Raw genomic sequence first — 23,864 nt, 5'->3', positions numbered from 1 at the left:
ATTTCAATATCCCAATAATTTAACGCTATAATTGTCGTTGAATTTTAATAATTTTTTAATCGCTCTGTTTTGTGATAAGTAAATAAATTCATTGCAACAAAAAATCTCTACCACTTTAAATAATTACTCTAAAGCTATATTTGGACAATAAAATGCATTCTTCTTTTTCAGTATTATTTGTTTGCCTTGGCAATATTTGCCGCTCTCCGATGGCAGAGGCTGCTTTTATCAACGAAATTCAAAAACGACAATTACATATTAAAGTTGATTCAGCTGGATTAGGTTCGTGGCACGTTAATAACCCACCGGACAGAAGGACAATCAAAGAAGCTGCACAGCATAAAATTGACATTACACATTATCGCGGTCGACAAATACAATCCGAAGATTTTGTTGATTTTACTCATATTATCGGAATGGATCATAAAAATATCTATCATTTAAAAAAAATAGCTCCACCAGAATGCCTTCATAAAATATCGTTACTAATGGATTATTCTCTTACTCATAAAGGTCAGGAAATTGCCGATCCTTATTATGGGGATCAATTGGATTTTGAAGTCACTTGGAAGCAAGTCGAGCTTGGTATTATTGGTTTGGCAGATTATTTTGAGAAACAATTATGAGTAAACTTTCGCTCGTTCAAGTTGCTGAGCAACATCTTGAAAGTAAAATAATAAAAACACAACCCTTGACACAAGGTGACCTCTCAGAAGCGTTCATCGTTACCACAAGTGAAGGGCAAAATTATGTCGTTAAAAATGGATTTTCCCCTACTACCGAAGGGAAGATGCTAAAGTTTCTTGAGCAACATCATATTGATGTACCAAAAGTAATTTTTGCAAATGATCATCTTTTGATAATGGAAGCAATCCAAGAAACTAATTGCTTATCCAAAGAGGCTTGGCAAAATCTTGGACTTACATTAAATAAATTACACCAAATACATCATTCATCCTACGGATGGAAAGAAGATTATGCTTTTGGAAAATTACTGCTTAAAAACAGCTTTAGCAGTAATTGGGTAGAGTTCTGGCGAGAAAATCGTTTATTATGCTATATTAATCAGCTTCCTAAACCTATTGCCATCCAAATCGAAAAATTAATCGCACGTTTAGATCATTATATTCCTACTTATCCGCCTATATCATTGTTACATGGAGATTTATGGTCTGGAAATATTATTACAAATATCAATCGACCATATTTAATTGATCCTGCGTGTTATTTTGGTCATAACGAAGTTGATATCGCGATGTTGAATATTTTTGGCAGCCCGCCAGAAGCTTTTTATAACAGCTATTCTCTTTTAGAACCAGACTGGCAAGAACGCTTACCCATCTATCAACTTTTTCCTGCGATAGTACATTATATTCTTTTTGGAGATTACTATGTTAATATGATCCAAACTTTATTAACTCGTTTAAAATTATAGATTTTTTCGGAAATTTTTTTATGATTAACAAACCTCAAGAGTATGTTGCACAAAGTTATGATCCTCGTGCAAAAGATTATGTCTCCAGTCAAGTTCATGCTTTTGGTCCTGACCTTGAACAAATCAAAGCATTACTTAGCACTCACAGTAGCGCGTCTTTGCTAGATTTAGGATGTGGCGGAGGACATGTTAGTTATTGTGCAGCTCCATTAGTCAAAGAAGTTGTGGCTTGTGATATTAGTCAAACCATGTTGGATGCCGTATTACAAACAGCCAAGGAAAAATCCTTAAACAATATTATAACCCAGAGAGCTCAAGCAGAGCAACTGCCATTTGAAAACCATCAATTTGACTGGGTTATTAGCCGCTTCAGCAGCCATCATTGGCATAATTTAGCGCAAGGAATTTGTGAGATCAAACGTGTACTCAAACCTAATGGCACTGCGATCATTATTGATACCATTGCCCCGTTAGATAAAACAGCAGACAGTTTTTTACAGACTATAGAATTACTAAGAGATCATTCCCACGTCAGAAACTATAATATGGCGGAATATACCCAAATTTTCTCTATTTATGAATTAACGTTAAATTCAATTACACAACGAGAATTAAATTTAGAATTTCATAGTTGGATAAACAGAACCAATCCTTCTGCTCATTGTATTCAAGCGATTATTGAACTTCAACAAATAGCACCAGCGCATGTCAAAGATATTTTAAAATTTCAAGATAATCATGGTTTCAGCCTACCTACAGCTACTTTTATACTAAATAGATAGGCTAAATATTCAGTTAAAGCAATAATTAGTGCTTTAATAACATAATCGCACCGATGATGTTTCCTGGATCAACTTTTCCGATCAATGTGGCGTCAGGTGCATACACATTACCATCTTTTTGCAAATGACCTATAATTTGACGATGTGCGTCATAAATATTGCCATTAGTTGCATCATATTGACCTACTTGGATATTACTTTTATCAAAAATCGAACCCTTATTATCCACACGTCCAACTAGTTGATTGTCAGATCCAAAGACAGAGCCATCTTGTTGTAAACGACCTTTAAATCCACTAACATTATCGTAAATATTTCCTTGATTATCAATATGCCCAACTTCTTTGCCGACATTATTATAAATCTGACCTTTTGCCATAACGTTAGATGTTGAAAGCAATAATACAGTTGCAGCAATAGCCATGCCTGATATTGTTTTATTGAGAAAACGTAACCGCATAATATATATACATCCTTCCTTATATGAATAATGAATAGGATAGCAGAACAAATAAAACAAACAAGGGTAAGATTGCTTTAGATCATTAAAATTAGACAAAAATTGATTGGTTATTTTCTTTTTAATGTTGATAATCAAACTGTGTTACATATATAATGAATGTCTTAAAAGAATACAAAATCCATAGCTTACTATTCAAAATAAGGCTTTACGTCCCTTGTAGAATTAGGATAAGGAAGAGGCAAACAAGTCATGATTGATGAACCAATCATATTTGTCTGTTTATATGTAGTTTTATAAATTCTGATTATTTATTCGATCGAATATTACCCAATACCCATCTTAAAACAGTTAATTATCTTACAATATTTCAATTATTTTGTGGAAATCAAATCTTGAGCACTATCTCTACAACGCCCCCTTCAACTGAAAATAGCTTTAATGAAAAGCTATCAATGTGGGTTATTATTATACTTGGCTTGCTCACAGCAATTGGGCCTTTGGCAACAGACATGTACCTTCCTGCTTTTCCGCAAATCAATCAAGATTTGGCTGGTTACGGTGATGGTGCAGCAAAAATGACCTTGACGGTTTGGTTTATCGGATTAGCACTTGGACAACTTTCCATCGGCCCTATATCAGATCGTCTAGGACGCAGAGCCCCCCTCTTAATTGGAATCATCATTTTTACTATTGGCTCTATTGGCTGTGCAATTTTCTCTGACTTTTACGTTTTTTGCTTTTTCCGCTTTTTATCTTCATTGGGTGGTTCAGCAGGGATGGTGATTCCCAGAGCGATGGTCAGAGATATTTCTTCTGGCTCTGGTGGCATAAAGATCATGGCACAACTCGCGCTCGTTAGTTGTATCGTGCCAATTGTTGCCCCGACATTAGGTGGACTTATTGTCATCAAATTCCCTTGGCAAATATTATTCTGGATCATGGGCATTTACGGGATTATTGGCAGTTTTGTTGTGTATTTCTATTTGCCAGATACGTTAATGCCTAGATATCGTATTTATTCGTCGATTAGATCTATTTTTTGGCGTTATATTCGTATTGTCCGCGAACCTATATTCCTAACGAATACGATGATTACTGGTTTTGCCCTTTTTATGATTTTTGCTTATCTGAGTGGTACTCCCGATGTTCTAAGCAAATCAATGGGATTTACAAAATTACAACTAGCCATATGGTTTGGTATTAATTCTTTCGTTATTGCAGCGTGTAACCAAGTAAATGGCTTGTTGCTGAATAAAATCCGTCCATATATTATGTTGAATGTCGCTACAAATATTGCTTTTGCAACCAGTATTTTATTTATCATTATCTGTTTACTACCAATTCCTTTAAACACAACAGGGATTATCCTTCACTGTGCCCCTATTGTTATCATTATGGGATGCTTAGGATTTGTATTTCCTAACTGTACCATTTTTGCTTTTATTCTTCACGGTCGACGTGTAGGCAGTGCATCCGCTTTACTAGGCACCATTCAATTCCTTCTTGGAGCCATGAGCAGCTGGATGATGAGTAAACTACCTGCTACTAATATGCTATCTGTTGCCATAGGAGTGTTTATTGGCGTATTAGGTATGTTTATTTTTAATTTGTGGCGTCGAAATACAACAAGAACAATTATCAAAAAAATGAAAGCTGGCGTTAGACAAGGACAGCATAATTACTATGCTTTTCTAAAAGATCTAGACTAAGACAGTTTGTAAAAAAACCTACCAAATGGTAGGTTTTTTAGAGATATCAAAAGTAAATTTAGGTTAAATGTAAAACTTTATTGGCAAAATCATGCACTTTGTTATAAAGTGTAACATCTGTTTGCAATTCAGCTTCTCGTGCTGGAAAAATTTTCTTAATTTTTTCAGCCCAAGCCCCTTTGACTTGTTCAGGAAAACATTTTTCAATCAGATTCAACATCACAGAAACAGAAACAGAAGCTCCAGGTGATGCCCCCAATAGTGCAGCTAAGGATTTATCCCCTGATGTAATAACTTCGGTCCCCATTTGTAAAATAGAGCGGCCATATTGATCCCTTTTGATAATTTGAACCCGTTGCCCTGCAATTTGTCGTTTCCAATCCCCTTCTTTGGCCAAAGGATAAAAGCGATGTAATGCAGCCATCCGTTTTTCCATCGTTTGTGTGGATTGGTCGATTAAATAACGAATAAAATCAAGGTTATGAATACCAACAGAAACCAAAGATTCGATATTATCTAATCGTATTGAAGATAATACATCAAAATAAGATCCTTTTTTTAGGAACTTGGTGGTAAACCCTGCATAAGGTCCAAATAAAAGTGATTTTTTACCATCAATGATTCGAGTATCTAAATGCGGTGCAACAACGGTTGGTAATCCTTCTGTTGATAGTCCATATACTTTGGCATGATGTTGTTCAACAATATCAGGATTATCACAACGCAACCACTGTCCACTTACTGGAAAACCACCAATACCACGACCTTCAGGAATTCCAGACTTTTGCAGTAATAACAAAGCTGCACCACCAGCACCAATAAACACAAAACGAGATCGAATTAATTTTTCCTCACCGGTAATGATATTTTTACTTTTAATTTCCCAAACATCATTAACACGTTTAATGTCTTCTACTCTTTCGCAATATCCAACATCAATATTTTGCTGCGCTTCAAGATGAGCAAGTAACTTACGTGTTAAGGCACCAAAACTAATATCCGTTCCTCCTTCAACACGAGTTAGGGCCATCTTCTCGCCTGCGGACCTGCCTTTGGCAACCAAAGGAGCCCAATCTTGAATTTGTTGGGGATTATCTGAAAAAGCCATTTTATCAAAGCCAGGATGCTGTTTTAGCTTTTCATAACGCTCTTTTAAAAAGGCAACATTAGCTTCACCTTGCACAAAGCTCATATGAGGAACAGGATTAATAAAATCTGTAGGTGTTTTAAAAGCACCATTAGCAACAAGATGACTCCAAAACGATCTGGACACTTCAAATTGTGCATTGGTAAAAATTGCTTTTTTTAAATTAACCTGTTGCCCAGGAATAAAAGGCGTATAATTTAATTCACATAATCCAGCATGACCTGTTCCAGCATTATTCCATGCACTCGAGCTTTCCTCTGCTCCTGTATTGCGCACTTCTAAGATTGCCATTTTAATGTCTGGGTTAAACTCTTTTAATAATGCCCCCAACGTTGCACTGACGATACCCGCGCCTATTAGGACTGCATCTTTAACTTCATTTGTAGATATATTTTTCATTTTACCGCACGTTTATATTACCAAGCAGAATTACTAATCATTTGGTCAATATACTCCAAATTTGAAAAATGACCTATATAAAGCCTGATAATATTTTCGAGAACAGAAAAAATAAAAATAATTACAAATATAAAATACTATTTACTTTGGATTATCTGTACATAAATTTTAGACTAAATAATATTGATATTATATTAAATATTACATTACAAATTAATAGTAACAATATTTGTTAAGAAACAATTAATTCATTATAATTTGCTTGAAACAAAACAACATACCAGCTTTTGAAAATCAAAAACAATTATCTCTTTCTCATTTAATATTTATACAGTAAAATCATATCAATTATTCATCGCCATACTTTATCTCTTCCAAGGATATTATAATGTCGGATCATGATCCAACAATAGTCAAAGAGCCTGTCATTGACCTTAGGTCTGTCAGTCTCAGTCAAAATGTCAAACTTGCTTTAACAGACCTCTTTCAAGGATTGATACAATGGCGATTAGGATGGAAATTAGCACTACTCGATATTAAGTTACGCTACCGCGGATCGATCCTGGGACCTTTTTGGATTACCATTATTATGGGAGCCAAAATTTCTACAATCGGTATTTTATATGCGTATTTATTACACTTAGACTTACAACATTATTTTACTTATGTTGCTATCTCTGTTGTTCTGTGGACATATGTAAATGGTATGGTTAACGATAGCTGTCTCATCTTTACCAGTTCAAGCCAGCTTATTTTATCACAACGACTTCCCTATAGTATCTATGTTTGGCGCAATGTTTTTTGTAATATTCTAATTCTCTTACATAATTTATTAGTAATTATCGTGGTTTTCACTATTTTTAGAATTGTACCTTATACATTATACTTTTTACTGCCAGCCGCAATCTTATGGCTTGTAAACAGTCTTGCATTAGGCATTATATTTGGAATCTTAGGTACTCGGTTTAAAGATATACCCCCTATTGTTGCTGGCGTGATGCAATCTCTTTTCTTTATAACACCGATCATTTGGAAAGTTAGTTCCCTACATTTTAATAGTAACTATGTTCTTTTAAACCCTCTTTATCCATTATTTGAAATTGTCAGATCTCCTATTCTAGGTGAGAACGTATCTGCTTCAATATGGATTGCTGCAATTGGCTATAGTCTTTTTTTATGGATAGCAGCATTATTCATTTTTAGTAAAACGCGTTTTCGTATTCCTTACTGGATGTAAGAACCATGCCTAGTATTACTGTAAAAAACCTCTCTATTTCGTTTCCTTTATACCATGAAAATACACGTAGCTTGCGTAAAATGACGCATTTGTTCATTTCAGGTCGTTTAAGGCAAGATCAGCATAAAAAGATCCTTGTCCAAAGCTTACGTGATATCAATTTTACATTACGTCAAGGAGATAAAGTTGGTCTGATTGGTCAAAACGGCGCAGGCAAGACAACATTACTGCGAACTATGACGGGCATTTATGAGCCTGTTGTGGGACATATTCGTGTCGAAGGTAGTATAAGCACGCTGCTTGACCCAAACGCAGGTATGAATTTTGGATTGACAGGCAGAGAAAATATATATTTAAAATGCTCTATCAATGGATACTCAAAAAAACAAACACAAGAAATCGCAGAAAGCGTTGCTGATTTTTCCGAACTGGGTGCTTATCTTGATCTGCCCGTCAGAACCTACAGCTCTGGGATGCAATTACGTCTAGGATTTGGACTTGCAACTGCTATTGCCCCTCAAATTCTAATGATGGATGAATGGTTTTTAACTGGAGATGCTGGCTTCATTCAAAAAGCAACCAAACGTATAGAAAACATGGTTCAAAATTCTCAAATTCTGGTCATTTCGACCCACTCTGCTGAAACAATAGCAAAATGGTGTAATCGCGTATTATGGCTAGATCAAGGATTTTTGAAAATGGATGGTACTCCCGAGGAAGTACTACCTATTTATTTGAATAAACCTTACGAAGAAATAGTTAAAAAAGACTAGTCCATCATTTTATCGAGTATCACAATAAAAAACCCTCTTTATATAAAGTAAAGAGGGCTTTTTTATATCTAATATTCGTCTTTAGGGCTTAACCTTTACGAGGCGCTCTGCCATTTGCCTTAGCAACTTTTTTACCCCAAACAACAAGATCAGGAGAACAATCTTGAGCGTCAATCTCTACCTCAATTAACGTTGGGCCATCTTTGTGTGCCAATGCTGTTTGCACGGCTTTTTCAAGTTCCGCACCATTTTTGGCTTTGATTCCAAGACCTTTACCATCTTCAGCATTAAAGACATCAATCAAACCTGCATAATCCCAGTTTTTAATACGATTATATGGACCATCATGAATCTTAACTTCGATCGTATAACCAGCATTATTAATTAAAATAATAATAACAGGTAAATTACGACGAATCATCTGGCACACTTCTTGTGCTGTCAATTGGAATGATCCATCACCAACCATGATAATATTACGACGATCTGGCTCTGAAACAGCATATCCAAACATAGAAGGCACAGACCAACCGATATGTCCCCACTGCATTTCTGATTCTACACGTGCACCATTAGGAAGTTTGAAATGCATACCGTGGAACCACGAATCCCCTGTTTCAAGATATAATGTTGTATCACCCGTAATCATGCCTTGAATTTGACGGCATAACTCAACTGTTGTTAATGGCGCTTGACCTTCTGCAATCGTTACTGCTTTAGCAGCATGATTTTTAGCTCTGAACTGTTCTAAATATGCAGAATTCTTTTTCACAAGTGGGGTTAATACTGGAATAAAGTCTTTTAAGTAAACACCACTAAATTCTTTTTTTCCAATCCGTGTGTGGTGTGTCGAAATCCAAATATCGTGGTCATCAAGCAATTGACATTCCCAGCCAACGGTTGAATAGTCGTTAAATACAGCACCAATGTAAATGCGACAATCTGAGTTCCTAACAAGTTCTTCTACACCAGTAGAGCTAATCTCTCCCCAATATGTACCTACATATTCAGGTTCTTCTTCTGGAAACAGACCTTTAGCTTGCGCCATGGTGGCAACTGGGCATCCTAGTTGTTTACCAAGTTGCGTAATTTTTTTTGAAATCACACATCCAGCAGAACGTATTTTACCACCAATAATCATGACTGGATTTTTTGCATTTTCTAATGCTTCTAAACATGCCTGAGCAGCTGCTTTTAAACTTTCATCATCACTGATTAAACTATTTGTGATGCTACTAATTGGTCCTGGTTCCGTACAAGGCTGATTCGCAATATTACAAGAAATCTCAATATAAGCAGGTTTGCGATTGCGTAATGCTGAACGAATAGCATGGTCAATCAAACAAGGGGCTTCATGTGCATGAGCAATTGAAACGGCTTCACATGTAATTTGTTTTGCCATTTCCAATTGATAGCGATAATCAGAATATCCCATTGTATGATGTAAAATATGACCACTGCCATAATCATTATTATTTGGAGCGCCAGAAACCAATAACAGTGGTAGATTCTCAGCAAAAGCCCCACCAACAGCATTAAAAGCACTAAATGCACCCACACTGAACGTCACAACAGCAGCGCCCATTACACGAGAGCGCGCATATCCCTCTCCAGCAAAACCGCAGTTAAGTTCATTACAGCAGTAAACTTGCTCTAAATCTTCAACCTTTGCCATTTCATCAAGTAAGGTTAGGTTGTAATCGCCAGCAACAGCAAAAACATGGTTTAAACCCAGCTGTGCTAAACGAGTAGCCAGATATTGTCCAACAGTATATTCCACCAGAAATCTCCTATATGTAATAAAGTATACTTTTCTTTTTATAAGCTTTTTAAATACTAACGTCTAAAGTGAAATTTGTATGAAAAATATAATTATCAAATCAACACATCATTTAAACATTAATAAGAAGTCACTTAAATAACTTTGTCTAGCCTAACATAGCATTTTTTATATCGCAATATTGTGATGGAACAAAGGAAACACAATTCGAGCATCATAAAGCAAAGCTAAATAAAAAAATTATATTTCGTTATACATATGGGTGCTATTTGCAATTATTCAATTCATTGATTTCATTTGATTATAAATACCGCTTGAAACATGAAGAGGGAAAGTAAAAATATGAGGAATATGGATGATACAACCTATGGTTGTAATTACGGTTTTAAAATTCAACTTATAATGTATTAATTTTTCTTTACTAAAAAATAATAATGATATATAAATTGATTTATCAAAACTGTTCAAGACCAATAATGATCTTGGTGAGCCGGGAGGGATTCGAACCCTCGACCATTCGATTAAAAGTCGAATGCTCTACCAACTGAGCTACCGGCTCTTCTTTTTTGAACCGCTTGTATCAAGCGATGAACATTGAAATAGTGGTTATTTAGGTAGAAGTCAACCACTATTTTCACTTTTTTAAAAAATTATTCGTTAATAACTGACATTTTAATAATGCGATCTGGATCATTTACCATACCATTGGCACCGCCACCGCGTTTAATTTGATCAACAAACTCCATCCCTTCAATAACTTGTCCAACAATTGTATATTGTCCATCTAAATGTGGCGCATTATCAAACATAATAAAGAATTGGCTATTGGCACTATTCGGATCCATTGTCCGAGCCATTCCAATCATGCCTCTGTGAAATGATTCGGCCTTTGTGAACTCTGCTTTCAAATCTGGTAGATCACTTCCTTTGGTTCCTGTTCCACTTGGATCACCACCTTGAGCCATAAATCCTTCGATAACGCGGTGGAAAGGCGTATCATCATAAAACCCTTGCTGAGACAGGGTTAATAAGCGTTCCGCGGCTAATGGTGCCAAATCTGGACGTAATTTAATTTTGACTACACCGTGTTTTAATTCCATTCGAAGCATTTTATTTTGATCTGTATTCGTCATTTTTCATTTCCTTAAATTATGATTTAAATTGATTCGCAAATTTACGAAGAGTCGCTTTCGGCACAAAAGATGAGATATCTCCTCCTAGGCGACCAACTTCTTTAACAACACTAGAAGCAATACTGCGATTCTGTTCAGTTGCAACCAAGAAGAGTGTTTCAATATCAGGAGCCAGACGTTGATTCATCAAACACATTTGAAACTCCATATCAAAATCGGTTGCTTGTCGTAATCCCCTAATAATCACACTAGCATTATATTCCTTAACGCAATCAACCAGCAAATTATCGAATCCAATCACTTTAATCGCACAGTCTTTATGACCAAGTATCCGACAAGATTCTCCAAATTCCTCAATTAACGCTTCATGAATACATTCTACTCGCTCCTGAAGAGACCATGTAGGGCTTTTGTTCTCATTTAACGCCACGCCGATAATCAACTCATCTACCAAACCAACAGCTCGCTTGATAATATCAAGATGACCATTAGTGATGGGATCAAACGTACCTGGATAAAAACCAATTCGTGTTGTTTCTTTATGATGAACCATCCTATGACTTATACCTCATCATTTTCTTGACCTTCAGCAACCTCGATTTCTTCACCTTCAACGGAATCATCGATGACAGGGAAAACACTACTAACGGTTTCACCTTCGTCAATACGGAACAAGGTTACCCCCATACTGGTGCGAGAAGTGATACGAACTTGATTGACAGGCACACGAATTAAACGACCTTTATCAGTCACCAGCATCACATCCGTATTATCCAACACAGCAAAGGTAGCGACAATTTCTGTACCATTTCGACCGGCTAGGTTCATATTTGATAATCCCAAGCCGCCACGACCACTGACACGATAATCATAAGCAGTTGAGCGTTTACCAAAGCCAGCATTCGTTACTGTTAGTAGGATTTCTTCTGTTTGTTGCAGCTCGGTTAAACGTTCTGTCGTTAATTCTGTATCTGCACTGCCGTCATCTTCTTCAGTTTCAAGGATTTCTTCAATTTCTTCGACTATTTCCGCATTTTCTGCACGACGTTTTGCATTACTATAGCGAATATATGCCGTTCTTTCGGCAACAGATGCATCGACATGATTTAAAATACATAAAGACATTACTTCATCATCGTCTGATAAACGAATACCACGCACACCGGTGCTCGCGCGACCAGCAAAAACACGAACTGTATCATCTGTAATTTGGAACCGAACAGCACGCCCTTTTTTAGAAGCCAAGAATATATCTTGCCCTTCATGACAGGTTGCAACCCCGATTAAACGTTCGCCTTCATCCAATTTCATAGCAATCAAACCAGAAGAGCGAATATTACCAAAATCACTCAGTCTGTTTCTGCGAACGCCCCCTTTGGAGGTTGCGAAAACAAGATAAAGATTTGGCCACAATTCTTCATCCTGAGGAAGTGGTAAAACCGCAGTAATTTCATCACCACCAAGATCAGGTAACAAATTCACTAATGCGCGACCTTTGGAGGTTGGGCTGGCTTCTGGCAAATGCCAAATCTTTGCACGATATGCTTTCCCTCCAGAAGAGAAGAAAATTACCCATTGATGCGTATGTGCATTAAAAGAACGGGTAATGATATCATCCCCTCTTCTGCCCGCACCTCTACGACCACGACCGCCTCTGTTTTGAGATCTAAACGCTTCCAAAGGCGTACGTTTAATAAAGCCATCTCTGGTAATCGTTACCACCATTTGGCCAGGTTCGATTAAACTTTCGTCAGTTTGATCGCCTTCATAATCCACGATTTCAGTCGCACGAGGACAACCAATTTCACCACGAACTCGCAATAACTCGTCGCGCATAATTTCCATACGACGAATATGGCTGGCAATGATTTCTAATAATTCTTCAATCCGTTTAGAAACTTCAACCAATTCACTTTGGATTTTTTCACGTTCCAAGCCTGTTAAGCGTTGTAAACGAAGTTCTAAAATACCACGAACCTGAGTTTCACTTAAATAAACGCGCCCACCTTCAAGAATATTCCCATCATCTTGAATAAGGTCTAAATAAGATTGAATATCTGCTGCTGGCCAAGAACGTTGCATTAATTGTTCACGGGCAGTTGCCGCATCGGGCGCTGAACGAATTAACGCAATCACTTCATCAATATTAGCAACTGCTAGCATCAACCCAAGCAATAAATGTGCACGGTCTCTTGCTTTGTTTAGTTCAAATCTTGCACGACGTAAAATAACTTCTTCACGGAACGTGATAAATGCAGTTAACGCATCCTTGAGACCCAGCAACTGAGGTTTACCATTATTTAGTGCCAACATATTGACACCAAAGGATGTTTGTAATTGCGTAAAGCGATAAAGTTGATTTAAAACGACATCAGGCGTTGCATCACGTTTGATCTCGATGACAATCCGCATTCCTGAACGATCACTTTCGTCACGAATATCGGACACACCTTCAATTTGCTTAGCCCGCACCAACTCTGCGATTTTTTCTTGTAACGTTGCTTTATTAACTTGATAAGGGATTTCAGTAATAATGATCGCTTGGCGATCTTTACGGATTTCTTCAACATTCGCACGACCACGTATCAACACAGACCCGCGACCTGTAGCATACGCACTGCGAATACCAGAACGCCCAAGAATAATACCACCCGTAGGAAAATCTGGTCCCGTTACAATTTGCATTAATTCTGGCAAATCCATTTCAGGATTTTCAATTAAGGCTAAAGCCGCATCAATAATTTCTGTTGGATTGTGCGTTGGAATATTCGTCGCCATCCCAACCGCAATCCCAGACGCACCATTAATCAACAAATTAGGATACATCGCAGGAAGAATAACAGGTTCTTCTTCTGTTTCATCATAGTTTGCTTGGAAATCCACCGTATCTTGATTGATATCTTCAAGTAAGAAAGTAGCTGGTTTCCCTAGGCGTGCCTCGGTATAGCGCATCGCTGCAGGAGAATCCCCATCAACAGAACCAAAATTACCCTGTCCATCGACTAAACGAACCCGCATCGACCAATGTTGCGCCATACGCACCATTGCATCATAAATGGATGAATCGCCATGGGGATGATATTTACTCATCACATCCCCAACCGCACGTGCTGACTTGCGGTAAGGTTTATCAGCGGTCAAACCGCTTTCAAACATAGAATAAAGAATACGACGATGAACAGGCTTTAACCCATCACGAACATCTGGCAAAGCGCGACTGACAATAACTGACATAGCATAAGCCAAATAAGAGGTTTGCATTTCCTCTTCTACAGTTACAGGAACAATATCAGTCAACGGAGGAAGGGTGTTTTCTGGCAAATCGGTCAAGGTAGATCCAGTATTTAATTACAATTATAATAAATTAAAATTTCAAAGACTGATCATAACATTATTATAAAGCAACTATATATAAATTTGATACTTGTAACACTATTATCGATGCGAACAACTAGCTATCAAGTTATATAAATACTCTATATAAAAAACGATCATTTACAGCCATTAACTATAATTTTTTTAGAAGAAAAAAACAAGTAAGACTTCATTAATGTAGAGATTAACACCGTAATATTATAGAGTGTTTTACTAATTATCATCAAAAGTAAGAATATAACTTAAAAATAAAAAAATTTTGGTGATTAAAATCGTAAAGTTGACCTTTTTAGAAAATCAAAAGCTATTCTAATAGTTTTCGATCTCTTTATTTTACTATCTAATCACCATAAGCTTAAGTTCGTTTTTTGTAAAAGATTGGTGTAAACCCTTTACTTACACTATCGACAGTTGACGCTTTTGCGATCCCACCATTTATTCTTAAAGTGTCCATGGAAGCATCACCCAAAGACAAAAGGATAAATAAATGCTTAGAGCAAAATTCTCCAGTTTTTTGACAAAGCCATATCAGGAGTTACATTAATAAGATCTTTAACACCAAAACCTGCTAAAAGAGCGGTCACTCATATATTATTTATTCAAACCTCGTGCAAGGAGAAAACATTTAACTTTAAACAAATATAATATGAGTTTAAAATATCGATCAAAATATCTTCAACAAAGATTTGTAATATATCGTTGGCAATCTATATTTCACTTACGGCGATTTTAACAATAACTTTTCGAATAGAAACTGGTTCTTGCAAACAACAACAAGGTCTATGAATATCTTGTGGAAATAAAATAAGATAACTACCTGGAAATAATTCAACCAAATTTTCGTGTCTTACAGAGTCGTAAAACTGAATATCTTTTCCTGGTGCAAAAGGTCGATAAATTGGATTATCCATGGTATTGATACTAACACCAATATACTCTGCGCCTGAAATTAAATAGTGAATATCAATATATTTCTGATGGCTCTCTGGCTTAGATTCTTCTTTGAAGTGCGTTACTGTATCCACAATTTCGGCAAAAATTCTATCACCATCTATGTCAACTTTTCCAGGTTTAATTTGTAGTAAATCTAAGGCTTTTAGGAATTCTAGTCCCTGCTGTATAATGGGTGGTAAAGGGAAAGTCGCTTCATTATTAATATGACCCAATATCATGTATGATTGTCCTTATAAATCATCATTATCTTCTAAGAGTTTATCTTCCTCACCAAGAATTTTAGGTTTGCTGAGTAAACAAAATAAAGCACTAGGAACTGATAACACCAAAAGCCCAGAGCCAATTGTCCAAACCCACGATTTATTAACTAATGCAAAGAAAAAACCATTTCCAATTCCTGATGACGCGCCAACTGCGAAGATAAGATCCGTATATCCCCAACATATCATACCGGTCATTATCATAAAAATTGTGACGGTAATCAACTTTTTATGCGAACTTCTTCTATATTTGGATAAGAGCAAAATAATAAAGATAAATGCCAAAAAAAGGATTACCATAAACATATTATGTATGTTCCAAAATTCTTATAATGAATACTTAGAATGGAATTTCATCATCTAAATCATTATTTCCTGGCATGGAAGAATCCCAACCACCGCCAGATTTATTTTGTGACGGCGAAGACATCGCTGGACGTGAGGTCGGTGCCATCGGTGCAGAGGCTCCATATTCATATCCCATATCATCACCACCGCTACGATTGCTATCCAACAACACCAACTCTCCACGGAAACGATCAACAACGACTTCGGTCGTATAACGCTCCATTCCTTGTTGATCTGTCCATTTACGCGTTTTCAGTTGCCCTTCAATAAAAACTTTGCGACCTTTACGTAAATATTTTTCTGCAACATCTGCCAAACGTTCGTTAAAAATAACGACACGATGCCATTCTGTATTTTCTTTGCGTTCGCCTGTTTGACGATCATTCCAGGTATCACTGGTTGCTAGTGTCAAATTAACCACTTTGGTACCCATCTGAGTTGTTCTGACATCAGGATCTTTGCCCAAATTCCCAACCAAAATTACTTTATTAACACTGCCAGCCATTGTTTTTACCTTAATCACAAATATTTTTAATTTCGTATATCGTTTATATATTTACTCTTTTTTCATGTCTAAGCTCAAGTTTTTTATTTAAACTACAAATAGAAACTTTCTGCAAAATTAGTACATACCGTTCTAAATAATACTTTAAACATATAACCTATCTCTCTTTGCTCAATGATACCTCTATTGGGTTCTTCATTACAGTGTTATTAATCGAAACTCTATTGACATAATATTCTTACTATAAGCTTGAAACCCAGTTATCATTACTTAACTGAATATAGATACAACACATTGTCTTCATACCCGATTGCCCCATAATTTTTAATTATAGAAAAATTATAAAGCTTATAACCCCACTCACAGCTCAATTTTATTAACAATATACAATTAAAATCTTGCCTAAAATTAATCACTTATCACCATAATATGTTCCCGTTCACCTATTCTTTTATAAAAAACCTTTAAAGAGACTAAAATATTATCTACAATCGTAACGTACATCATCAAGAGCAATAAAAAAACATCATGAATTCAAAGCAAGTTTCTCCCCTCACCACTCTGGTTGTCAAAGGGGCAAAAGTACACAACCTTAAAAATATTGATGTTAATATTCCAAAGCATCAATTAACGGTTATTACGGGATTATCAGGTTCAGGAAAATCCTCCTTGGCATTCGATACGATTTATGCCGAGGGACAACGCCGTTATGTGGAAAGCCTTTCTGCATACGCACGTCAGTTCTTAGAACTCATGGGAAAACCTGATGTTGAATCCATTGAAGGGTTGTCCCCTGCAATCTCGATTGAACAAAAGACAACCTCTAAAAACCCACGGTCAACGGTTGGAACGATTACTGAGATTCATGATTATATGCGTCTGCTTTGGGCAAGAGCTGGCACACCCTATTCCCCCGCAACAGGATTACCAATTGAGGCTCAGACCGTCAGCCAAATGGTGGATCGTGTTATGGAGTTGTCCGAAAAAACACGCCTGATGTTATTGGCACCTGTGGTTCGCGCCCGCAAAGGTGAATACAAAAAAGAATTAGCAGAATTACAACGCAAAGGATTTACTCGCGTCAAAGTTGACGGCACTTTGTATGATATTGATGATGTTCCAAATTTGAATCGTAAAATTAAACATACGATCGAAGTCATTATTGATCGTGTTGTTATCAAAGAGGACATCGAAGGACGACTAGCAGACAGTTTTGAAATTGCCCTTGCCTTATCTGATGGATTAGCAAGTGTTGAAGAGGTCTTGCGCGATGGAGAAGAAAAACAACCTCTTACTTTAAGTTTTTCTGCACGTTACTCTTGTCCAGAAAGTGGATTTACGCTCGAAGAAATTGAACCACGCCTTTTCTCTTTCAACGCACCACAAGGCGCTTGTCCTGCTTGTGATGGAATTGGCACTGAAAGTTTTTTTGATCCGCAACTCATTATTCCCAATACAACTTTATCCCTTCAAAAAGGCGCTATCCTTCCGTGGAGCAACAGCTCACTTCCTTATTATAAACAAGCGTTGGAAAGTATTGCCCGTCATTTTAAATTTGATATGAACACCCCATGGGAAAAGATCCCGGAAGCTGTTCAACAGATCATTTTACACGGCTCCACCGAAGAAATTCCCATTACTTATCACGATGAAAAACAATCATATACGCTGAATAAACCGTTTGAAGGAGTTATTCGCAACCTTGAAAAGCGTTATCATGCAACAGACAGTATGTCTGTTAAGGAAGAGCTCAATAAATATCGTGCTGATTATCCTTGCCATACTTGTCACGGTGCACGATTAAAACCTGAGGCTTTATGCGTTAAAATTGATAAGAAAAATATCGCTGAGATTTCAGAATATCCTATTCAACAAGCATTAGATTGGTTTTCAACAGTTGAAGAAACGCTAACGACACAAAAGGCAGAAATTGCGCATCGTATTTTACGTGAAATCATAGAACGCTTACATTTCCTAAATGACGTTGGGTTGGATTATTTAACACTTTCTCGGGGTTCAGCTACTTTATCTGGTGGTGAGAGCCAACGTATTCGGCTAGCCAGTCAAATTGGTTCCGGATTAACAGGGGTGCTTTATGTTCTGGATGAGCCATCGATTGGCTTACATCAACGGGACAATGAACGTTTATTGGGCACTTTGGAACGGCTCAAAGGATTAGGAAATACACTTATTGTTGTTGAACACGACGAAGATACCATCAAGGCTTCTGACTATTTAATTGATATGGGACCTGGTGCGGGTATTCTTGGAGGTAACGTCGTTGCTATAGGCACACCAGCAGAGGTCGAAGCAAATCCAAAAAGTCTTACAGGAGATTATCTTAGCGGTAGGAAATATATTCCCATCCCAAAAAATCGCCGAAAATTTAATAAAAAACAACTTCTAACCCTTGCTGGTGCAACAGGGAATAATTTACAAAATGTCACTGTTGATTTCCCATTAGGAACTTTTATCGCTGTTACTGGTGTTTCTGGTGGTGGAAAATCGACTTTAATTATTGATACGCTTTACAAAGCCTTATCTCGTCAACTTATGAAATCGAACATGGTTCCTTCCCCTTATAAAAACATCAAAGGGTTAGAGCATCTTGATAAAATCATTGATATTGACCAATCCCCCATTGGGCGTACACCAAGATCAAATCCAGCAACTTATACGGATTTATTCACCCCTATTCGTGAATGGTTTGCAGAGCTGCCTGAAAGTCGTGCCAGAGGCTACAAACCTGGACGTTTTTCCTTTAACGTCAAGGGGGGACGATGTGAAGCATGCCAAGGTGATGGGGTTATCAAGATTGAGATGCATTTCTTACCCGACATGTTTGTGACTTGTGATGCCTGTAAGGGTGCAAGATATAATCGAGAAACTTTAGAAATTAAATTCAAAGGACATTCTATTGCGGATATTTTAAATCTGTCGGTTGATGAAGCGGTTCCTTTGTTCGAAGCAGCGCCTCGAATACGTGATCGTCTAAATATCTTAAAGCAAGTTGGTTTGGGTTATATTCATTTGGGACAGCAAGCAACCACCCTTTCTGGAGGGGAAGCACAACGGATTAAACTCTCTAAAGAGCTTGCCAGACGCGCTACGGGAAGAACATTATATATTTTGGATGAACCCACAACGGGGCTGCACACCGAAGATGTTCGAAAATTACTAGAAGTCCTTCATGCTTTGGTCGAGCAAGGTAATACTATCATTGTCATCGAACATAATTTAGAAGTCATTAAAACCGCAGATTGGGTCATTGACCTGGGCCCCGAAGGTGGGAATGGTGGTGGACAAATTGTCGCCACTGGCACCCCAGAAGATATTGCTAAGGTTAAAGCAAGTTATACGGGGCGTTTTCTAAAACCAATTTTGGTTAAGACTAAGTATGTTGATTGATAAATACTTATCCTATTTTCAATTCAAAGAGCGACACTTTATCGTTGTTGATGCACCAACGGATAAAGTGTTCTCACATGCCATCGAATATAACACTCAAGAAGATTTATTTTATAGAATTGCTATATGTTTACGAGAATTCCCTCATAGGATTTTAAACTATAAATCTTATAAATCCGCAAAATCGTTTAGTATGGAGCAATTTACAGTTCTTGAAAGCAACCAAGAGGAAATTGTCTATGGTCTATTGGGTCGTTTTTGGGAACTTAATTATGGATTAATACCCTTCAAAAATGCAGACGAATTTATAGCCTTTAATACGCCGAAATCAGCAAAACTTGTGTTAAATTTTCACGTAATTCCGCTAAAAAAATGTAAAACGCTATTGTCCACTGAAACGAGAATATATTGCACAGATAAGCACTCTATGTATCAATTTACTTGTTACTGGTGTATTATTCGAATTGTCAGTGGAATCATCAGGCGTAGAATGCTAAAGGCCATTGCAAAAAAATCGATTATGAGCAGTTAATCAATATCTATGTAAAGTCTTTCTTATAATGTTTTCGATTTTTTTAATAGCTCTGATACCCATAATTATTTTAGTTATTTTTATTGGATTGATTATCAAACTTTTCCATAGCAAGAATAAAAGCATCATTCTTGCTGCCATACTCTCGATAATATTTGGTGTACTTTTTTTGGCTATCGGCATTGTTCCTATTTTAGGTGCGCTTGGGAGTATTTCAGGCAGTGGACAATATCAAGAACCCTATCCTCCAATGCTCTTTCTGGGGATGAGTTCTATTTGTTTTCTTATCATGATACCTCTTGCTATCATAAGCTTTTGTAAACGGTAATTGTCGCTACCGATTAAGAATAATATTCCAACAAATACACTATGTCCTTTTTACTATCCCAGAATATGAAATTGGTTCCCCCATTAATCACGGATAAAAACTCGTATTTATCCGTTCCACCAATCATCATTTCTGGGGTTAAATCATAGTTAAATTTCAGGTTATATTGTCTGTTCATAAAAAATTCTTCAACAGCCTCATTATCCGAAATAAACTCTAACACATCAAGATTACCCCAAGATTCAGTCATAGACATTAATGTTTCAAACCGCCCAATTCTCTCCCAGTTCAGCTTTACCATCTGATATCCATAAAAATCACTGATATACGTTTCGAACTTCATCTTGGTAACTTCATCTAGATCCAAAGCGAGTATATAATCCTCTACTTTAGTCTTTTGTTGATAATAACGATCTTTATTTAACAACCAATCTTGTGACAGCTTTTCATATAACTCTGGAACCTCTTGATAATTTTGAAAAATACTGAGGTTTCCTAAAAAATCATATTTACTATTTTGATTTCTTGAAAATCCAAAAAAACTTAACTCAGCATTTTGCTGGCGTTGTTCCTCGTCATTAAACAAACCAGGCACAGCAATCATATGAAATATCTGCCCCTCATGGTTAAAAGAAAATAATGGAAAGAAAAATGCTTTTAACAATTCAGACTTTACAAAAACTTCTGTAATCCCTGGGTATAATTTGTCAATGACTTTCGGGATAATGCAAGCGGACATTTTAAAATCTTTCTTTTATAAAATTATTATACAAGATGATTTTTTCATCATATCATAAAGACTTTCCTCAAAACGAAATTATTGTATACAAACATGAGCTACTTTAACGAACTTAACCAAGCTGTCGGTGAACCTTTACCTGACTGGAAACCAAGACCTCTTCCTCAACGTGTTACGCTACGGGGGAGAACATGCTATTTAGAACCTTTGACTTTGGATCATGCAGAGGCTTTATTTGCAGCTTATCAACTCTTTCCTGACGATGGACATTGGACATGGTTACCCCGTGAACCCGATAAAACAATCGAGGATTATAAGAGATGGGTCGAAAGTGTAATCACAATAAATGACCCACTTCTTTTCACAGTGATGGATAATAAAACTGATCAACCTGTTGGGACACTTTCATTAATGCATATTGATCCTGAAAACGGTACAATAGAGGTCGGACATGTGCATTATTCGCCATTATTAGAAAAAACCATTATGGCAACCGAAGCGCAATGGCTTTTAATGAACTATGCTTTTGAAACGCTTGGCTATCGTCGATATGAATGGAAATGTAACAGCTGCAACGAACCCTCACGTAAAGCAGCATTGCGGTTGGGTTTTCAATATGAAGGACGCTTTAGGCAAGCTGCGGTCGTTAAAGGACATAATCGAGATACGGACTGGTTTTCCATAATAGACAAAGAATGGCCAGCGATTAATCAAGCATTTCGACAATGGCTATCTCCTGATAATTTTGATCAAGATGGCAAACAAAAGCAATCGTTACAAGCGTGTCGAAAATAAAAAGATTTGAATGAGTCAAAGCTATAAACGATCCTTTAGAGAAGTTGACTATGGCTTATAAATTCTAACCAGTAAACCAAAGAAGCAGTTTTTAACTGCTTCTTTGTCGTTTTATTTAAACTTGCTATACCACTGGCAACCACGTTGCTCTTTATTTAAACATGCTTGTTTAAAGTAATCTTTTGCTTTTGCTTTATCTTTTGGAACGCCCTTACCTTGATAATACATAAAGCCAAGAATAAATTGTGCTTCACCATTATCTTGTTTAGCGGCTTTTTCAAACCAATCTTTGGCTTCAAAATAATCCCGTTTTACACCTTTACCTTCGAAATACATTCCACCCATTTGTGTTTGTGCAACTGCATTCTTTTGATTGGCAGCTTTTTCTAACCATTCTTTAGCTTTACTATAATTTCGCACGCCCCCTTGACCATTCAAATACATTATCCCTAAGTTCGATTGGGCTTCTATACTTCCATTTTGTGCACTTTTTTCATATAAAGCTCGGGCTTTTACCAAATTTTTTTGAACGCCTTTCCCCTCGTAGTACATAATAGCAAGATTATTTTCTGCACCTTCATATCCCATTTCAAGTGCCTTATTAAAGTATTCCATTGCTTTTTTATAGCTTCGAGGAACACCTTTACCATCGTAATAAATAAAACCAATGTTATTTACTGCGCTTATACTGCCATATTTGGCAGCCTCTTCATATAATGTTTTAGCTTTCACATAATCCTTTGTAACACCTTTGCCTTCATCATATAATAATCCAAGACCATTTTTTGAGCGTAAATATCCTTGTGCAATTGATTTTTCGAATAATTCTTTAGCCTTGGCATAATCACGTGGAACAGCTTTACCTTCGGAATATAAAATCCCCAGGATTCCCTGACCACGAGCATCCCCTTTTTCTACCGATTTTTCAATTAACTCTTTTGCCTTGTCATAATCTAGAGCAACACCTTGACCATTATAATACAGCCAACCAAGATCAGCCAAAGCCCTTGCATCTCCTTGAGCTATTGCTTTCTCATATAACTCTTTAGCTTTTGCATAGTCCTTAATACCGCCTCTATTTTCATAATACATATTACCCAACTCATCTTGGGCTCTTGCATTTCCTTGATTGGCTGATTTTTCCAATAACTCTTTGGCTTTTACATAATCCACTGGTTTTCCTTGCCCAGTCAAATATATCATTCCCAAATCAAGTTGTGCCTTGGCGTCATTCTTTTCTGCTTGTTGTTCTAAAACAGTAGTATCTTTATGTTCGACAGCTGCATTTTGAGCATACGAATAACTCGTAAAAGATAGTATACAAGTTGCAAATAATAAGGTCTTATTTACCAATTTCATTAATGAATTCCTTATAATTTATGAAATATAAAGGTAAATTAATATAATACTATCTACAAAAGCAATTATTACTTCTATTTAACTAGAACATTTATTCTTCTGACAAAACCCGCTCCATTAATCTATAAAAGTTTAAACTTAAATATTTCATCTTTTGACGATCATCCTCTGTCAAAAAGTATCCTATTGCACCCTCAATCGTATCACGAGCATTTATCAACGCATTGACTAGCACTTTAGGAAGCATTTGGGCGCTTTCATAATTTATACAAATCTTATTTAATAAGTGCAGGTATTCTTTAATCAAACCCTGATCAAGATCATGCTCTAACCGTATCTTAAGTAGTAATTTCATATTACAATCCAGAAAATCGGTAAGTAAAACCTCGATATTATCTATTAT

22 protein-coding genes and 1 tRNA gene are annotated in these 23,864 nt (G+C 36.6%); 9 read left to right on the top strand and 14 right to left on the bottom strand.

From position 1 onward, the window contains the following. Positions 1-152: 152 nt before the first annotated feature. The 3 genes from PQG54_RS02890 to PQG54_RS02880 are packed head-to-tail and all read left to right on the top strand — an operon-like array spanning position 153 to position 2,217. Positions 153-626, top strand: coding sequence for a low molecular weight protein-tyrosine-phosphatase (locus PQG54_RS02890; RefSeq protein ID WP_271788972.1), 474 nt, complete (start codon positions 153-155; stop codon positions 624-626). Beyond that, a complete protein-coding gene (locus PQG54_RS02885; RefSeq protein WP_271788973.1) occupies positions 623-1,435 on the top strand; it encodes a fructosamine kinase family protein in 813 nt (270 codons plus the stop codon). Before PQG54_RS02890 ends, PQG54_RS02885 begins: the two co-directional genes overlap by 4 nt. A gap of 20 nt (positions 1,436-1,455) precedes the next feature. After that, positions 1,456-2,217 carry a class I SAM-dependent methyltransferase gene (locus tag PQG54_RS02880; protein WP_271788974.1) on the top strand — a complete coding sequence of 254 codons (762 nt, stop codon included), beginning with the start codon at positions 1,456-1,458 and terminating at the stop codon, positions 2,215-2,217. 25 nt (positions 2,218-2,242) lie between these two features. Here the strand turns inward: PQG54_RS02880 and PQG54_RS02875 are convergent, their stop codons facing one another. Beyond that, on the bottom strand, positions 2,243-2,677 hold the full coding sequence (locus tag PQG54_RS02875; protein WP_271788975.1) for a 5-fold beta-flower protein: 435 nt from the start codon (positions 2,675-2,677) through the stop codon (positions 2,243-2,245). 395 nt (positions 2,678-3,072) lie between these two features. Here PQG54_RS02875 and PQG54_RS02870 point away from each other — a divergent pair, with 395 nt between their 5' ends. After that, positions 3,073-4,389 (top strand): multidrug effflux MFS transporter, encoded by a 1,317-nt coding sequence (locus tag PQG54_RS02870; RefSeq protein ID WP_271788976.1) that lies wholly within the window; start codon positions 3,073-3,075, stop codon positions 4,387-4,389. 58 nt (positions 4,390-4,447) lie between these two features. Here PQG54_RS02870 and mqo read toward each other — a convergent pair whose 3' ends face one another. Beyond that, entirely contained in the window at positions 4,448-5,935 is a 1,488-nt protein-coding gene (gene mqo / locus PQG54_RS02865) for a malate dehydrogenase (quinone) (protein WP_271788977.1), read from the bottom strand. Between the two features lie 388 nt (positions 5,936-6,323). On the opposite strand from mqo, the gene PQG54_RS02860 reads away from it, so the two are divergent. Together PQG54_RS02860 and PQG54_RS02855 are read left to right on the top strand one after the other, a co-directional pair. Beyond that, complete coding sequence (locus tag PQG54_RS02860) at positions 6,324-7,172, top strand: ABC transporter permease (RefSeq protein WP_271788978.1); 849 nt, start codon at positions 6,324-6,326, stop codon at positions 7,170-7,172. Between the two features lie 5 nt (positions 7,173-7,177). Beyond that, entirely contained in the window at positions 7,178-7,945 is a 768-nt protein-coding gene (locus PQG54_RS02855) for an ABC transporter ATP-binding protein (protein WP_271788979.1), read from the top strand. A gap of 88 nt (positions 7,946-8,033) precedes the next feature. Here PQG54_RS02855 and PQG54_RS02850 read toward each other — a convergent pair whose 3' ends face one another. From PQG54_RS02850 to ssb, 9 genes are all read right to left on the bottom strand, one after another. Then, entirely contained in the window at positions 8,034-9,725 is a 1,692-nt protein-coding gene (locus PQG54_RS02850) for an alpha-keto acid decarboxylase family protein (protein WP_271788980.1), read from the bottom strand. A 483-nt stretch (positions 9,726-10,208) separates the two neighbouring features. Beyond that, positions 10,209-10,284 (bottom strand) — tRNA-Lys (locus PQG54_RS02845). Positions 10,285-10,375: 91 nt separating this feature from the next. Then, positions 10,376-10,858 carry a peptidylprolyl isomerase gene (locus tag PQG54_RS02840; protein WP_271788981.1) on the bottom strand — a complete coding sequence of 161 codons (483 nt, stop codon included), beginning with the start codon at positions 10,856-10,858 and terminating at the stop codon, positions 10,376-10,378. Between the two features lie 16 nt (positions 10,859-10,874). After that, complete coding sequence (gene coaD / locus PQG54_RS02835) at positions 10,875-11,411, bottom strand: pantetheine-phosphate adenylyltransferase (RefSeq protein WP_271788982.1); 537 nt, start codon at positions 11,409-11,411, stop codon at positions 10,875-10,877. An 8-nt stretch (positions 11,412-11,419) separates the two neighbouring features. Next, positions 11,420-14,188, bottom strand: a complete 2,769-nt coding sequence (gene gyrA, locus PQG54_RS02830; RefSeq protein WP_271788983.1) for a DNA gyrase subunit A — start codon at positions 14,186-14,188, stop codon at positions 11,420-11,422. Positions 14,189-14,588: 400 nt separating this feature from the next. Further along, entirely contained in the window at positions 14,589-14,762 is a 174-nt protein-coding gene (locus tag PQG54_RS12435) for a TRL domain-containing protein (protein WP_408869477.1), read from the bottom strand. A 178-nt stretch (positions 14,763-14,940) separates the two neighbouring features. Further along, positions 14,941-15,405 carry a YhcH/YjgK/YiaL family protein gene (locus PQG54_RS02825; protein ID WP_271788984.1) on the bottom strand — a complete coding sequence of 155 codons (465 nt, stop codon included), beginning with the start codon at positions 15,403-15,405 and terminating at the stop codon, positions 14,941-14,943. Between the two features lie 12 nt (positions 15,406-15,417). After that, positions 15,418-15,645 (bottom strand): hypothetical protein, encoded by a 228-nt coding sequence (locus tag PQG54_RS02820; RefSeq protein WP_271788985.1) that lies wholly within the window; start codon positions 15,643-15,645, stop codon positions 15,418-15,420. Positions 15,646-15,787: 142 nt separating this feature from the next. Further along, entirely contained in the window at positions 15,788-16,300 is a 513-nt protein-coding gene (ssb, locus tag PQG54_RS02815) for a single-stranded DNA-binding protein (RefSeq protein ID WP_271788986.1), read from the bottom strand. 528 nt (positions 16,301-16,828) lie between these two features. Here ssb and uvrA point away from each other — a divergent pair. Next, a complete protein-coding gene (gene uvrA, locus PQG54_RS02810; RefSeq protein WP_271788987.1) occupies positions 16,829-19,708 on the top strand; it encodes an excinuclease ABC subunit UvrA in 2,880 nt (959 codons plus the stop codon). Continuing rightward, positions 19,698-20,240, top strand: a complete 543-nt coding sequence (locus PQG54_RS02805) for a hypothetical protein (RefSeq protein ID WP_271788988.1) — start codon at positions 19,698-19,700, stop codon at positions 20,238-20,240. The genes uvrA and PQG54_RS02805 overlap by 11 nt, the downstream gene beginning before the upstream one ends. Before the next feature lie 341 nt (positions 20,241-20,581). On the opposite strand, the gene PQG54_RS02800 is transcribed toward PQG54_RS02805, so the two are convergent. After that, positions 20,582-21,307: a hypothetical protein gene (locus PQG54_RS02800; RefSeq protein WP_271788989.1), complete on the bottom strand. Its 726-nt coding sequence runs from the start codon at positions 21,305-21,307 to the stop codon at positions 20,582-20,584. A gap of 93 nt (positions 21,308-21,400) precedes the next feature. On the opposite strand from PQG54_RS02800, the gene PQG54_RS02795 reads away from it, so the two are divergent. Next, positions 21,401-22,102 carry a GNAT family N-acetyltransferase gene (locus tag PQG54_RS02795; protein WP_271788990.1) on the top strand — a complete coding sequence of 234 codons (702 nt, stop codon included), beginning with the start codon at positions 21,401-21,403 and terminating at the stop codon, positions 22,100-22,102. A 111-nt stretch (positions 22,103-22,213) separates the two neighbouring features. On the opposite strand, the gene PQG54_RS02790 is transcribed toward PQG54_RS02795, so the two are convergent. After that, positions 22,214-23,461, bottom strand: coding sequence for a tetratricopeptide repeat protein (locus tag PQG54_RS02790; RefSeq protein WP_271788991.1), 1,248 nt, complete (start codon positions 23,459-23,461; stop codon positions 22,214-22,216). 91 nt (positions 23,462-23,552) lie between these two features. Then, a complete protein-coding gene (locus PQG54_RS02785) occupies positions 23,553-23,816 on the bottom strand; it encodes a hypothetical protein (RefSeq protein WP_271788992.1) in 264 nt (87 codons plus the stop codon). Positions 23,817-23,864: the final 48 nt, after the last annotated feature.

Source organism: Commensalibacter communis (genome assembly GCF_947179015.1).
Lineage (GTDB): Bacteria > Pseudomonadota > Alphaproteobacteria > Acetobacterales > Acetobacteraceae > Commensalibacter > Commensalibacter communis.
Note: the sequence above shows the minus strand (reverse complement) of the source record. Positions and strands in the feature narration are given on the sequence as shown.